7 protein-coding genes are annotated in these 15,669 nt (G+C 25.9%); all 7 read left to right on the top strand.

Going from position 1 to position 15,669, the window contains the following annotated elements; all coding sequences use genetic code 11:
* Window positions 1–28 precede the first annotated feature (28 nt).
* The 7 genes from AWT65_RS01675 (at window position 29) to smc (ending at window position 15,668) form a co-directional block, all read left to right on the top strand.
* Complete coding sequence (locus AWT65_RS01675) at window positions 29–949, top strand: L-lactate dehydrogenase (RefSeq protein WP_198142932.1); 921 nt, start codon at window positions 29–31, stop codon at window positions 947–949.
* A 123-nt stretch (window positions 950–1,072) separates the two neighbouring features.
* A complete protein-coding gene (locus AWT65_RS01670) occupies window positions 1,073–2,023 on the top strand; it encodes a sugar kinase (protein ID WP_066728713.1) in 951 nt (316 codons plus the stop codon).
* Window positions 2,024–2,230: 207 nt separating this feature from the next.
* Window positions 2,231–4,291, top strand: coding sequence for a hypothetical protein (locus AWT65_RS01665; RefSeq protein ID WP_066728711.1), 2,061 nt, complete (start codon window positions 2,231–2,233; stop codon window positions 4,289–4,291).
* A 9-nt stretch (window positions 4,292–4,300) separates the two neighbouring features.
* Entirely contained in the window at window positions 4,301–9,730 is a 5,430-nt protein-coding gene (locus AWT65_RS01660; RefSeq protein ID WP_066728709.1) for an autotransporter domain-containing protein, read from the top strand.
* A 13-nt stretch (window positions 9,731–9,743) separates the two neighbouring features.
* Window positions 9,744–11,213 (top strand): coiled-coil domain-containing protein, encoded by a 1,470-nt coding sequence (locus AWT65_RS01655; protein WP_157055035.1) that lies wholly within the window; start codon window positions 9,744–9,746, stop codon window positions 11,211–11,213.
* A 100-nt stretch (window positions 11,214–11,313) separates the two neighbouring features.
* Window positions 11,314–12,237, top strand: coding sequence for an NAD-dependent epimerase/dehydratase family protein (locus tag AWT65_RS01650; protein WP_066728705.1), 924 nt, complete (start codon window positions 11,314–11,316; stop codon window positions 12,235–12,237).
* Window positions 12,228–15,668 (top strand): chromosome segregation protein SMC, encoded by a 3,441-nt coding sequence (gene smc, locus AWT65_RS01645; RefSeq protein ID WP_066728703.1) that lies wholly within the window; start codon window positions 12,228–12,230, stop codon window positions 15,666–15,668. Before AWT65_RS01650 ends, smc begins: the two co-directional genes overlap by 10 nt.
* Window position 15,669 lies beyond the last annotated feature (1 nt).

Below are 15,669 nucleotides of genomic sequence, written 5' to 3'. Positions count from 1 at the left end.
GAAAATATACAAATAGGAGATGATCGTCTTGGTTAAATTAGGGATAATAGGTGCAGGTGCTGTAGGTTTTGCAGTCGGATATACCGCAGCTAGATTAGGTATAGTTGATGATATTAAATATTGTGATATCAATGAAACAAAAGCAAATGCTCAAGCGATGGATATAGAAGATGCTAATAAGTATTATCCGCATAGTGTTAAAATGAGTGCTGGAACTTATGAAGATATGGCTGATAGAGATATAGTAGTTCTAGCTACTGGAGATTTGTCTGGAATAAGAGATAGACTATTAGAATGGGTAAAATTTAAAGATGCAACAAGAGATTATGTTAAAAAAATAGTTTCTAGTGGATTTAAAGGATTCTTTATAGTAGTTTCAAATCCTTGTGATCTTATGGCATATCTTGTGTATAAGACAAGTGGATTCCCACAAGAAAAAGTTATAGGTGCAGGAACAGCATTAGATACAGCAAGACTTAATACTACTTTGGCAAATATTCTTAATATAGATCCTAAGAAAGTTAGAGGAGTTGTATTAGGAGAACATGGTGAAAGTCAATTTGTAGCTTGGTCTAATATATTTGTTGAAAATATGACTTTGGAAGAATATTTAAAACAAAATCCAAAAGAATTTTCAAGAGATTTTGTAGAAAATAAGGTTCGTGAAAGAGCATGGAGAGTTATTGATGGAAAACAACATACACAATGTGGTATAGGATCAACAGTATGTGATTTAATAACAGCGATTACTCAAGATAAAAAAGATATTATCTTGGTTTCAACTTTGTTGAACAAAGAATATGGTTTAAAGGATATTTATTTGTCAACACCATGTATAATTGGAAAAAATGGAGTTGAAAAAATTCTTGAATTAAAATTAAATGATGAAGAAATGAATAAATTAAAAAATTCTGAAAAGGTTTTGAAAGAAAATAGAGAAAAATTCTAAAATAGGCTGACTCAATAAAAGAGTCAGCTTTTTATAACTCTTTTACTAAACCGGGTTATAAAAATATTGAAATACTTTTTAAAATTTAATATAATAAAATATATGATGATTTTAGGAGGAAAAATGAAAGTTTTAACAATAGGTGAACCCTTGGTAGTTTTTGCTTCCATGGATTTAGATAAGAGTTTATCGCAAGCACAACATTTTACAAAATATATAGCTGGAGCAGAATTGAATGTTGCAATAGGTTTGTCAAGATTAGGGCATGAAGTTAGTTATATAAGTCAAGTTGGAAAAGACTTTATTGGAGAATATATTATAAATGAAGTTAAAGAATTTGGAATAGATAATAAATATATCAATGTTGATAAAAGATATAGAACTGGATTTTATTTTAAAGAATATGTTAGCAATAATGATCCAGGGATAGAATATTATAGAAAAAATTCAGCAGCTAGCAAATATGATATTTCATTATTGGACAAAATAGATTTTTCAAAAATAGATTTAATACATTTGACAGGAATTTTTGCAGGTATATCTAAAGAAGCTGAAAAAATAGCAAATAAGCTTACTGATATAGCAAAAGAAAAAAATATTTTACTTAGTTTTGACCCTAATTTAAGAGAAAGTCTTTGGGAAAGTGAAGAATATATGTTAAAAACAATAAATAGTTTATCTTTAAAGGCAAGTATATTACTTCCGGGCTTAAAAGAAGCAAGAAAATTGACAGGTCTTAATAAGGTGGAAGAAATATTTGAATACTATTTTAAAAATAGCGATACATTGAAAATTGTTATTATAAAAGACGGATCTAAAACTGTTTATGTTAAAGAAAGAGGTAAAGCTATTGAAAAATTTGAAACATATAAAGTGAAAAATGTAATAGATACCGTAGGTGCAGGAGATGGCTTTGCAGTTGGAATAATTTCAGGTGTTATTGAAAATTTAGATATACACTCTTGTGTTAAAAGAGCTTGTGCAATAGGTGCTATGGCTGTACAAGTTCATGGTGATAATGAAGGCTATCCTAATAGAAAACAACTTGAAAATTTTATTGTAAAGCATAAATAAAAAGCAAACAATTATAAAAAGAAAATAGACTTAATTTGTTTATTTTCTTTTTCTTTATTTAAACAATAATCGAATTTAGCTTAAAATATTTGAAACATAAATAAAATTAATAATAGCATAAAAAAAATATATAGTTGAAATTGTTGACAAATAAGGACTTGAAGTATATCATTATACATAACATTAAGTATGTATAGGAGGACATATATGAAAAAAACATTTTTATTTCTTGCATCGCTTATTACTTGTGCAGGTTTTGCACATGAAGGCTATGTAAAAACAGGTATAAAAATAGAACCTGAATTTGCTCCTGTTGTTAAAGACGAAGAAAAAAATATTGATGAAATTAATTTCTTATATAGTAAAACATTATATGAAGCAAATTTATTAGATTTCAATATGAAATTTAAGGAATATGGTCTTGATTTTGGAGGATCAATTAAATCAAAAAGAAGTAATGCTAGACTAAATGATTGGGATAATGATAAAAAACATTCTAAAGATGATAAAAATCATGATAAAAATCACGATTTGATGTCTAAGTTTTATTTATCATATACTTCACCAGAATTTTTTGGCTTGAAATCAAAGTCAAAGATAGAATATTATCCAGATAAAGATATGTTCAAAAAAGATAATAAAACAGTATCAGAATATGTTGAAGATGAACAAAAGCAAATAGCTGGAAATATCCTATTTGATACAAATTTGAGTGGAAAGATTAATAAGAAAGTTAATTTTGACGCAAATATAAAGTATAAAGCTAATCAATTAGATACTTTTGATAAGGATGAAGCTTACTTTAAATATGATGTTAAGGCTGATGGAGATGTAAATGATAAGTTTAATCTATCTGGTAAATATGATTTTACTTGTGATTTGAATTTTGGTTCAAAGCCTTTTGACACATTTAAAACTGAATTACCAGAATATCCAGATTTTTGGGATAAAAATTATGTAAAAAGAATAGAACATAATCTTAATTTTGAAACAACTTATAAGGTTGATAAAAAGACAAATTTAAAATTCAGTTTTGATAATAACATGTTGCACTATTTCCAAAAAGGCAGCAAGGAAAAAACAAAAGTAAGAAATATATATAGTTTAATAACACCAAATGTAAAATTTGCTTATGAAAAAGAATTGAACAATGGACTTAAATTAGGACCTGAACTTGAAGTAGAATCTCAAATTAGAGAAGCTAAATTTTATACAAGAGATTCAAAACTAATGCCAAATAAAGGAATGTGGGCTAATTTAAAACAAGGTTTAAATTTAAAATTAGATTATGATAAAGATGGTATAAAATATGAAGGAAGATATGGTTATAGATTTGACCTAACAACTCAACCATTTTTGACTAATTTAAAGAATGCAAAGCATAATTTAAAAAGTGAAACAAAATTGAGTGTAAAAAAAGAATTTAATAAAAATACTAAGTTAGAAGGTAAAATTGAAAATAAATTTGAAATACCAATTATACATAAATATTTAGGTGTTACAAATACCAAATTAGATGCAGATATTAAGGTAAATCATAAAATTAATGACAAGTTAAATCTTGAATTTGTTGCAAAAAATAAGCTAGATTTAACATCAGAAAAAACTGTAATTGGTGCAGATAATTATACTGAAAATTTAAAATTGAATGCTACATTAAATTATGATCCTATAAAAAATTTAAATTTGAAAACAACTTTAGGTTTTGAAAATAAGATGAAATTTAATGTTAATTTAAATCAAGATAGAAAAGAAGTAGGAAAGTCAATTATAACTATTCATAGAAAACATACTCCATTTATATTTAATGGAAAATCAGATTTTCAATATATAATTAATAGATTTACAGCTAATACCACATTAAGTTATGAAAAGAAATTAAATGATAAATTAACAATAAAACCTAGTGTAGATCTTAATACAAAATTAGAATTATTTGCTTTAAGAAATAATGTATTAACTACATATGGTTTGAATAAAAAAGCTTCTAATCTTGTAAAACCAGAAATATCTGACTATAGAAATATTAAATATAATGTTGGAGGAAGTATTGAACTTAATCCTAGCATTGAATTAAAATATAAATTTATAGAAAAATTAATATTGAGTACAAGTTTTGGAACAAAGTTAAAATTTGAAAGAAAAGTAATAAATCCAATACAAAAAGAAGGAAGACCAGATAAAAATTCATTTGATTATATAGAAAAAAGTTTTGGATTTAGAAGTTTAAGTCCAACTGTAAAACTAAACTTGGAATATAGATGGTAGGAGGAAAACATGAAGATTAAAAAAAGTATATTAATATCGCTAGGTTTAATGTCATTAGTTTCTTGTGGAACTCTTGATAAAGAATTGTTAAAACCAAAGGAAGCAAACAGCTTAATTTATAACGGGCCTACCGATTTTATAGCAGCAAGAGTAAGTTCTGATTATGATGATATGTCTAAGATAAAGGCAAAAGATTTCACATATAATGGAAACTATTTTTACAAAGGTGAAAAGATAAATATAACTGGAGATAATGCATATATAAATGATCAAGTTAAAATATTATGTATGTATACAGCTAATCCAACAAAGATTGTAGATAAAGATGATACAAAATATAAAAATGTTGAAGGAAAATACAAAGTTGAAGAAAAAGATGGTAAAAAAATTGTAACATTCTTAGATCAATTAGCAGTATTTGTTAGATTAGAAGATAATGATGGAAAAACTCGAGATCTTCAATTAAATCAAGTTGCAAAAATAAAAGAATTGCCAGAACCAGAAGATGGTGTAAGATATAAAGATTTGAAAAAAGGATCTGATAATGGAAGAGTTAGACATACAGTATTAACATACAATGGTGGATTTACTGATGAATTCAAGAAAGATAAAGACGGTAAAATTGTACCATTTAATTACTCTATGTACTTTGGAGCAGATAAATATCACGATGAAGATGATGTTATAGGTAGAAAAAAAGTTAAGGTTAAAACATATACAAATGGTGATGAATCAAGTATAAAAGAAGTATATGTAGATTTTGGAACAAAATTAAGTGACTTTAGAGATAACTATGGGGAATTATTAAGTAATTTAGACAAGCAAACTTTGAAATTTTCTGAAGATGGTAAAAGTGTTACTGGAGGATTTAATCCAGAATTAGTAGAAAAAATTACAAAATATGAAAAAGAAAAAGACCCTAATACTAAATTACAATTTGTAACTGAAATTTTAGATAATAATAAAAATGTAGTTGGTAAACATGATGTTGTAAGAAAAATAGTTAAGGATGGAGTTGTAATTTTTGAAAAGAAAGAAAAAGCTTATGTTGCTTTTCCTGGAACAACAGTAGGTGTAGTTGATGGAACTTTCTTTGATGCTTCTCCAGAAGTTGAAGCAAGAATGGTAAGATACTTGCCAAAAGAAACAGACAGTTCTCCAGCTCCTGATCCTAAGGACAAAGGTTTGAGAAGAGAACATGGAGTTACAGTTATAGGATCAATGATAGATGAACTTTCATTAGGAAATTCATATACATTAAGAGCAGTTCTATATAGCCATGATACTGTTAAAAAACAATTATTAACACCTATTTTATTTAAAGAAACACCTACCCATAAATTAAGTGTTATAGACTATGACGATCAATTAAATCCATTAAAAGAAAAATTCCTAGAATTAAAGAAAATTTTAGTTATGTTAGTAGGTAAAGATAATAAGGTTGCAGCACCTAAAATAGCTAAATTAGAAGGAAAAATAAGGGAAGCAGCAGTAAGATCAATAGAACTTTATACTCAATATCGTTTAGCTAACTTGGAAGATGAGGATTTAAAAGAAGGTATATATGAACAACAATTTGAAAGTTATGCAAAAGAAAAGAAATTTGATAAGAAAAGTTCACGTAAATTCTGTAAAGACTATCCAAAAGAATATGAAGCATTTAAAAAGAAAATGGTAGCAGAGTATAGTAAATTTGAGGAAACTTTAAAAGAAGATGAAAAGCCAATTAAAGTTCCTGAAGAAAACCCTTGGGGACCCTCTTTTACACCAGAGCAAAAAAAGGATCAAGAAGAAAAGCAAAAAGAAAGTACTAAAAGAAGATTGATAAGAATAGAAAAAATGAGGGTAAAAAATAATAAAGAGTTATTAGAAAAATATAATGAGATGTATCCTCTATATGAAGAAATGATAAATATTCCTGAAACTGAAAAATTAGGATATACAGATTTACATTTTGCAACTGTTGCAATAGGTGACAAAGATACTGGATCCTTAACTAGAAATTCTGGTAAATATATAGCTAGAATGCTTGAAGAAAATAAAAATATTAAGGCTATTAATATGTCATATGGTAGTGATAAAACTATAGATGACTATTTAGATATTAAAAATATGAGCCTTGAAGATAAGAAAAAAGCAGTAGAAGCATATAATACAAATCCAGACTTTAGAACAGCTGTTAAAATTTGGTTACATAAATTAGATAAAATGTATCTTAAAAATTATAGTGACGATGAAGCAGGAGAATTAGGTATACCTAATATGGTAGATTATTTTAATTCAAGAGATAAGATAGATTTAGATGATTACCAAAAATTACTTGATTTGAGAATGTTAAGTATTAAAAATGCATTTAATTCAATTTCACAAGAATTAACTAATGCTAATAATGATGTACTATTCGTTGTTGCTGCATCTAATAGTAGAAATAATAGTGATAGTACAGATGTTGATTTAGTACACTTTAATGAAAATGGAAAGAAAACTCTATATCAAGACCCAAATAAAAAATATTCTAATACCTTTGCTGATAGACCATTGTATTTAGAAGAAATGGAAAAAGAAAAGGCTAAAGAAGAAGGTAGAGAATATAAATATGATCCAGGATATAGAAAAAATATCATAAGTGTAGTTGGATTAGGACCTGCAGAACTTACAAGTACTTTCTCAGAAGATGATATATCACCATTATATAGATTAAATGCATCTAATGGTGTATTTATGATGAGATTAAAAATGTTCGCAGCAGGAATGTTAGACTATTATCAAACTTTAAAAGAATTAAAGAAGAATGTAGAAAAGAATCCTTCTAAATATCCAAGAGGCTTTGTAGATGAAATAAATGCTGAAATAAGAAGTATAGATAATGTGGTAGCTTTGGGAGATCCAAAAAATTATGAAAAAGATCCACTAGGTAGACCTATTTCAAATGTAGTAAAAGATCCTGATGGAAGACGAAATGTATTTTCATTCTCAAGAGCAGGTAGAGCAAAATTATGGTCAGTAGCAGCAATAGGAAATTATGCATATACTAAGAAATTTACTGAAGAAGATAAGAAATATAATAAAGATTTTGATTTTAATGGAAGACGGGATGATGACTATATAACAAATAATCACTATTATGGATCAAATCCAATAATAGCAGGGTCAAGTTTTGCAGCACCAAGAGTTACAGCTATAGCTGGAGAAGTTGGTACTAAATTCCCTTGGATGACAGCTCATCAAATAAAACAAACTATATTCACTTCAGCTACTGATGACTTTAGAAAAAATAGTGACGGTGAATGGGTAGGTAAATATGGTGTTGATGATGTAATTGGTTGGGGTATTGTTAATAAAGAAATGGCTCTATTAGGACCTGGAAGATTTGTTAAAGCCTTGACTATGGAAACAGGAGATAAGGACTTCGTTGCAGACATACCATATGGAACTTATGAATTCCAAAATTTAAAAATAGATGGTGGATTTAATAAATATATCTATGCAGGTACTAGAGAAAAAGAAAGTAATTTAAAATTAAATGAAGCAAGAATATTGAATCTAGTATCAGGTTTAGATAAAGATTATGTTTTATCTGATAAATTTGATAAAGCACCAGAAAATAAGAATTTGATGGATACTTTAATGAAATTAGGATATAAGAAAGAACAAATCTATAATGAATTCTTACCTAAATTTGAAAAATATTGGAATACTTTAGATGAAAAAGAAAAAGATTTATTCGTAGATTCAGGTTTGGAAAAGAAAGGTAATGGTACTTTAATAATAAGAGGTGCTGGAGAATTTAAAGCACCAACAACTGTAAAAGAAGGAACTTTAGTTTTAAGTGGAGGTTATGCATCACCAATAACAGTAAGTGAAAATGCAAAATTAAAATTAGATATGCGAACTTTAGAATATATATATTTCTCAATATATAATGGTAATGTTCCATATACTTCTAGTATAACAGCTGATATTACTAATAAGGGAGAATTGTACTCATATTCAGAATCAGATAGAATTAATGCAAAATATGTACCTTATTCAACTTCTAAAACTAAGATAGCAACTTTTGCAAAATTAAGTATTGATGAATTAGATTTATCAAAAACAGATTTATTTGATTTTGACATATTTAGAAAAAAAGGTGTTGCAATATTTAATAATTTAATACAATTAAAACCTGGTGAAACATTTAAAGAAGGTGAAGAACAAAAGAGTGAAAAATCAATATTAGAAGTAAAGAAACTTGACAAAAAACAATTATATAAAGTTAAATTAGGAACAACAAGTATAACACCTTATGTTGATTTAGTAATTGAAAAACATGATATTGATAAAGATAAAGATCATGTTATGTTAGAAGCTAAATTAGTAAGAAAAGTAGTAAATCCTGAAAGTATGAAAACAGTTAATAAAATAATGGCTAAACTTAAAAAAGATAAAGATTTAGTAAAATTAAATGATACTTCATGGTTTACAATTGAAGATGAAGAAAAAATCGATAATAAGGCAATGGTAAATTCAGAATTACTAGGTTATGAATTAGTAGATCTAAAAAATAGTAAAATAAATGAAAGATTGGTTACTAAAGGTAAGGCAAATAAATTTGATGTATACTTTAATGTTATAAATCAAACTAAATTTAAATTAAGTAAAGAATCAGGAGATAAGAGAATCTTTACAAATGGATTTAATTTAGGCTTTGATTATACAACAAAACATAATACAATAGGTTTAGGCTTTAATTATACAAATAATATTTTACAAGATTATAAAATACCTCTTAAGCTTGAATATGGTGTAAAACAAGAATATATACAAGGTAAGGCAAGTGCAAATAATTTTGGTTTAAGTTTTTATGATAAATTTGACTATAATAATGGATATGTATCAGGAATATTAGGAATAGATTATCTTGATAAACAGGTTATCAAAGTTATCATAGACAAAGGAACAAAAGAAGAAAAAGAAACAAAAGAAATAAATTCAAGTGATTTAGTAGCTAATATTAATCTTGAAGGTGGATATAAGTTCAATTTACCTAAAAATGTATCAATAGAACCTTTTGTAGGAACTAACTTTATAACTTATTTACGTGGTGGTTTTGATGAAAATACAGAATTAGGTTATGAAAGTGATCCTGAAGTTAATTTTAAAGCTAATATGACATTAGGAGCTAGAGTTAGAGCACAATTGTCTGAAACATTTAATTTAGGTGGATTTATGTCATATACTAAATATTTAACAAATCCAACATTGAAATTAAAGGCAGATTTAAAGGAATATAATTTCCAAAATGAAATTGAAGGATTGAAATTAGAAGATAATTATGTAAAATACGGTGTTGATTTAAGAGCTAAGGCAAAAGATAATATTGAAATAAATGTGTCATATCAAGGAAAGAATCTTAAAACACATGGAGTAAGTGCTGGAGTTAAATTTGAATTTTAATAGGGGGAAAAATATGAAAAAAATATTAATAAGCCTAGCTGCACTTATGAGTGTAACAACTATGGCAAAAAAATTACCAGTAAATATACAAGTTGGAATATCTACAGGATATGATAGTATAACTATAAAGCATGAAGATTTTACAAAAGTAGGTTTGGGTAATATTATAAAAGGTGATTATAAAAGTAATGCGATAACAACAGGAATTAATTTTGATGTAACATATCCATTAAATTTCAAAAAAATAAAATTAAATGTTGGTATGGGTGTAACAGGTGTAGTAACAAAGCCGATACAAGATAATATTTCATTAGGAAAAAATGAAAGTAAATCTTTCAATAATAGCAAACAAGAAAAAGAAAAATATGAAGAAATGGAAAAAGGTTTTGATGAAATCTTTGATAAAAAAGCCGATAAGGCAATTTCTGTTATTGATGCTAGTAATGAAAAAGTTAGTAAGACAGCTCTTGCAAATAATATGCAAGCATCCATTAATACAGCAAATGCTAATGTCAACAATGCAGAAAAAATAAAAGCTAAAGTTGAAAAAGATAAAGAAGGCACTATAAATGAAATTAATGAAGGAATAAAAGAATTCGAAGAAAGTATTACAAAAAAAAGAGATAATATTTCGAAAATAAACAAAGAAATTAATGAAACTTTATTTTTTGTTAATAAAAAAGAAGAAGTTATAAAAGTTATTAAAAAAACTAGCAAACAACTCTTAATTTTATTGATGCTTAATAGGTACGATATTCCAGCTTTTAAAGGGGAAAAATTTGAAGAAATTATTAAAGTATATGATACTGTTAAAGAAAAATTAGATCGTATTTCCGACGAGGAATATGACCTTAAAGATTATGAAAGAACATTAGAAAAAATTAAACAAGATCTTGCTATTGCTAAAAATCCTGATGAAGAAATAAAGAAATACAAGGCGGAATTGAGTAAATTGCAAGATATACAAGATAAATTAAGAATTGATGCCAATAAAGCTGGTAAAGAATATGAGGCATATAATGAAGAATATAAGAAATTAACTAAGGAACAAAATGAACAACTTGAAAAACTTAGCGAAAAGGATAAGAAATTTTATAAGCAATTTACAATTATTTATAATAATTTCAATGCAAAAAGAAGAGTGTTTGAATTATTGAACTCAAGTAGTATCTATGGTGTAAAAACTTATGGTATAGCTGAAATTGAGTATGGAATTACAAAGGATGTATCAGTTTTATTTAATACAAAATTAGGTTTATCAATTACTAATAATCAATTAGCAGATGTAGTTAAGAAGTTGGAAAAAGAAAAAGTACTTATTAATTATGATGATGTATATATTTCACCATATAAATTTAAACCTTATATTGTAAAACCAGTTATCGGTTTTGGAATTGGAGCAAAATATAAGAATGCTGTTATTGAACTTGGTACAGGATTAAATACAGGACTTGCAACTCTTAAAGTTGCTGTACAATTTTAAAGAAAAAAGGAGATGCTTTTGCATCTTCTTTTATTTATAGATAAAAATTGAATAAAATGATATAATAGCATATATAATTATCAAAGAAAGAGGGATGAAAATGAAAATACTAATAACAGGGGGAGCCGGTTTTATAGGTTCACATATAGTAGAAAAATTTTCAAAAGAAGGACATGAAGTTGTTGTTGTAGATAACTTAAGTTCTGGAACACTAGATAATATAAAGGGATTAAAAAATGTAAAGTTTTATAAATTTGATATAAGAGATAAAGCTTTAATAAAAATATTCAAAGATGAAAAACCAGATTTAGTGTACAATGAAGCTGCACAAATTAGTGTTGGTTATTCTATAAAAGACCCATATACAGATGCAGATATAAACTTATTAGGTTTAATAAATGTATTGAATTGTTGTGTTGAGGTTAAAGTAAAAAAATTTATAACTGCTTCATCAGCAGCAGTATATGGAGTGCCTAAAAGCTCAGTATCTTATGAAACAGATGATTTGCAAGCACTATCATTTTATGGACTTACAAAATTAACAAGTGAAAAATATGTAAAGCTATATCATGACTTATATAAACTACCATATGTAATTTTAAGATATTCTAATGTTTTTGGTCCAAGACAATCAAGCGAAGGAGAAGCTGGAGTTGTTGCAATATTTAGTTCTGCAATGCAAGCTAATCGTGATATATATATTGATGGTGATGGAGAACAAACAAGAGATTTTATTTATGTAAAAGATGTTGCAAATGCAAATTATTTGGTTGGAATAGAAAATGTAGAAAATGAAATTTTTAATGTATCAAATAATGGGAAAATTAGTATAAATGACTTATTTTTAGCAATGAAAAAAGCGTTTGGTTATAAAAAGTCTGCAATACATAGAGAAAAAAGAGTGGGAGATATTAGAGATAGTAGATTATCAAATGCTTTATTAAAAAGTAAAACAAGTTTTGAAGCAAAATATTCAATACAAGAAGGCTTAGAAGAATATGCTAGGAGTTTAGGATGTATCTAAAAGGTATAGAAATTAATGGCTTTAAATCCTTTTCAGAAAAAGTTAATATAGATTTTACAAAGGGATTAACAGCTATAGTTGGACCAAATGGAAGTGGTAAAAGTAATATTTTGGATGCAGTTTTATGGGTGTTAGGTGAACAAAGCTATAAGTCTATTAGAGCAAAAGATAGTCAAGATGTAATTTTTTCTGGTGGTAAGAATAAAAAGGCAAGAAGTAATGCTTCTGTAAGTCTTTATATAGATAATGAGGATAGATATATAGATTATGACAATGATGAGCTTGTAATTACAAGAAGTATAAATAGAAGTGGTGAAAATCAATATATTTTAAATGGAAAAAAAACCAGACTGAAAGATATTAATAATATGTTGATGGACACTGGTATAGGTAAACAGGCATACTCAGTAATTGGTCAAGGTAAAGTAGACAGAATAATATCTTCTTCTTCAACAGAACTTAGAAATATTATAGATGAAGCAGCCGGTATAAAAAAAGCAAAGATAGAAAAGGAAGAAGCATTTAAGAAGTTAATTTCTGTTGAAAATGAAGTCGAAAAAATTGAGTTTGTCGAAGAAGATCTAGAAAAAAGAGTAGAAGAATTAGAAAGTCAATCAAAACAAGCCAGAAAGTATAAAGCATATATTAAACAAATAAATATTATGAAATATATGATATATTCTTACTATATTAACACATATTCTTCTGAAAAAGAAAATTTAAATGGAGAACAAACAAAATTAAAAAATAATATAGAAGAATTAAGTGAAAAATTAGAGGTATATACTGAAAAAATAAAAGAAAATAGTGAGAATAAAGAGCAAGTAGATAAGCAATTAGAAGAATATTTAAGTAAAAATAATAAAAATTCTGAACAATTAGAAGAACTTAATGAAAAGTATAGGGCTTATATAAATAAAAAGGCTAACTTTGAAGCTGAAGTTAAGAATAAAGAAGAAAATAAGGAAAAACTTAAGATTAAGATTTCTGAAATTGGAGCTATAGTTGAAGAAAATAAGTCAGAACTTAAACAAATATCAACTTTAATAAATTCTTCTGAAAAAGACTTAAAAGAGTATGAAAAGCTTTTAAAAGATAAAAAAATAAAAAAAGAAAATTTAGAAAAAACATTAAAAAAATGCGAAGAAAGAAATAAAAAATTTGAAGTTGATAAATTAAGACTTGAGATGTCTATAGATGATGCTATAAAAAGAATAAAATCGGCTGAAGATAAATTAAAACAAGTAAAAAAAGAAAAAGAAGAAGCTTTACATAAAAAAGTTGAAATAGATAAAGATATAGATTTAGAGAAAAAATATAATGAGCTTCAAATTGAGTTGAAAAATAAACAATCTGAGGAAGAAAAATTAGTTAAGGAAAAGAATATATTAAAAGCTAATTATGAAAATTTACTTACTAAATATGAAGTTTTAGATAGTAATATTAAAAATTTCAAATTATTAAATAATTCTGTGCAATTCATACAAAAGTATTCAAAAAATGATGAAAAAGTTTATGGACCTTTAGTGAATATGCTAGATGTTGAAGAAAAATATCACTTAGCAATTACAACTATAGCTGGATATAGTTTAAATGATATAGTGGTAGAAGATAGTGAAGTTGCAAATAAATATATTAAATTATTAAAAGCAAATAAAGTTGGAACAGCTTCATTTTTACCAATTAAATCATTAATTAAAAGAAATTTAGTTGATGATGGATATAACTATGCAAGAAAATTAGTAAGAAATAAAAGTGGAATAGAAAAGATTTCTTCTGTAATAGATTATATTTTTGCAAATTCAATAATAGTAGATAATATTGAAGAAGGTTTGAAAATATCAAAAATTAAGCGTGAAAAAATAGTTAGTATAGCAGGAGATGTTATTTCATCAACAGGAAGAATTACTGGAGGTTATGTAACAAAGAAAATTGATGAAACATTAAAAAGAACGACTCAACTAAAAAAAATAAAGGAAGACCTAGAAATTACAAATAAAAATTTAAATAGTAAAGTTGAGAACTATAAAGAACTATTGAAAGAAATTGAAAATATAAAACGCCAATTAAATCAAAATAAAGTAGAATTAGATGAGTATTTACATAAGAAAAAGAACCTAGAAAGAGAATTACAAACATATACTTATGAAATAAATGAAAATGAAGAATTTGTAAGAACTAAAAAAGAAGATATTTTATCTAACAAAGAAATTATCAAACAAATAAATATAGATATTATTGAAAATAATGAAAAAGAAGAAGAAGCTAAAAAAAGTTTAGATAATTTAAATAATGAAGAAGAAAATGAAGAAGAAATTTCAAGACTTAGAATAGAATTAGCAGTGCAAAAAGAAAAATATAGTAATATAGACAAGGTATATAAGAATAATATGCAAAATTCTAAGCAACTTGAAGAAGAATATTTAAGCTTAGAAAATTTTATAGAAAAAAAGGATGAGAATTATAATTCTATAAATGAAGAAATAGAAAATATTAAGTTTAATATTGGTAATATACAAAAAGAAACTATAATTTCAAAAGATGAAATTAGTCATTTAACTAAATATAATATGCAATTATCAAAAGAATATAAGGAATTAATTGAAGAAAAAACTAAGTCTGAAATAGAAAGAAATAAATTAAGCAATATTTCTACTAATATTGAAGAAAAAGTTGAAAGACTGGAACAAGAATTAGAAAAGATTGATACTAAGAAAAAAGAATTGCTAGCAGATGAAGCCGAAATAAAGAAAGCAGAAAATTACAAAGAAAATATAGATCTGCAACAGGTTAAGCTTTTTGAAAGACAGGTAAATCTTAATGAAAAAAGTCTTCAAGAATTAGGGGATGTTAATTTATCTGCAATAAAGGAATATGAAGAAGAAAATAAAAGACTTGAAACTTTGAAAAATGAAAAGTTTGATCTTTTGAGAGCAAAAGAAACAATTGAAAAATTAATATCAGATATAAATATAGATATAATAGAAAAATTTTCTGAAAGTGTTAAAGAAATAGGCAAAAATTTTGAATATATGTGTAAGGAATTATTGCATGGAGCAAGGGGTAAGTTAAAAATACAAGATGAAGAAAATTTGATTGAAACTGGACTTGAGTTAAGTGTTAAATATAAAAATAAACCAGAACAAACACTTAGTCTTTTATCTGGTGGGGAAAAATCAATGTTGGCAGTAGCCTTTATAATTTCAATTTTTATGTTTAAACCTGCACCTTTTACTTTTTTTGATGAAGTAGAAGCGGCTCTTGATGAAAGCAATACTAAGAAATTAGTAGAATTACTCAAAAAATTTACATATTCGCAATTTATTATGATAACTCATAATAAAGAAACTATGAAAGGAGCAGATAAACTATATGGAGTAACAATGAATAAAGAAGTTGGAGAATCTCTATTAGTTTCTGTAGATATATAAA

It is taken from the genome of Sneathia sanguinegens (assembly GCF_001517935.1).
Classification (GTDB): domain Bacteria; phylum Fusobacteriota; class Fusobacteriia; order Fusobacteriales; family Leptotrichiaceae; genus Sneathia; species Sneathia sanguinegens.
This window is presented reverse-complemented; position numbering and strand designations above follow the sequence as displayed.

What these genes read in the sequence shown, in the direction of transcription:
- AWT65_RS01670 (WP_066728713.1), top strand. Translation starts at nt 1,073, where the DNA reads ATGAAAGTTTTAACAATAGGTGAACCCTTGGTAGTTTTTGCTTCCATG.
- AWT65_RS01665 (WP_066728711.1), top strand. Translation starts at nt 2,231, where the DNA reads ATGAAAAAAACATTTTTATTTCTTGCATCGCTTATTACTTGTGCAGGT.
- AWT65_RS01660 (WP_066728709.1), top strand. Translation starts at nt 4,301, where the DNA reads ATGAAGATTAAAAAAAGTATATTAATATCGCTAGGTTTAATGTCATTA.
- AWT65_RS01655 (WP_157055035.1), top strand. Translation starts at nt 9,744, where the DNA reads ATGAAAAAAATATTAATAAGCCTAGCTGCACTTATGAGTGTAACAACT.
- AWT65_RS01650 (WP_066728705.1), top strand. Translation starts at nt 11,314, where the DNA reads ATGAAAATACTAATAACAGGGGGAGCCGGTTTTATAGGTTCACATATA.
- smc (WP_066728703.1), top strand. Translation starts at nt 12,228, where the DNA reads ATGTATCTAAAAGGTATAGAAATTAATGGCTTTAAATCCTTTTCAGAA.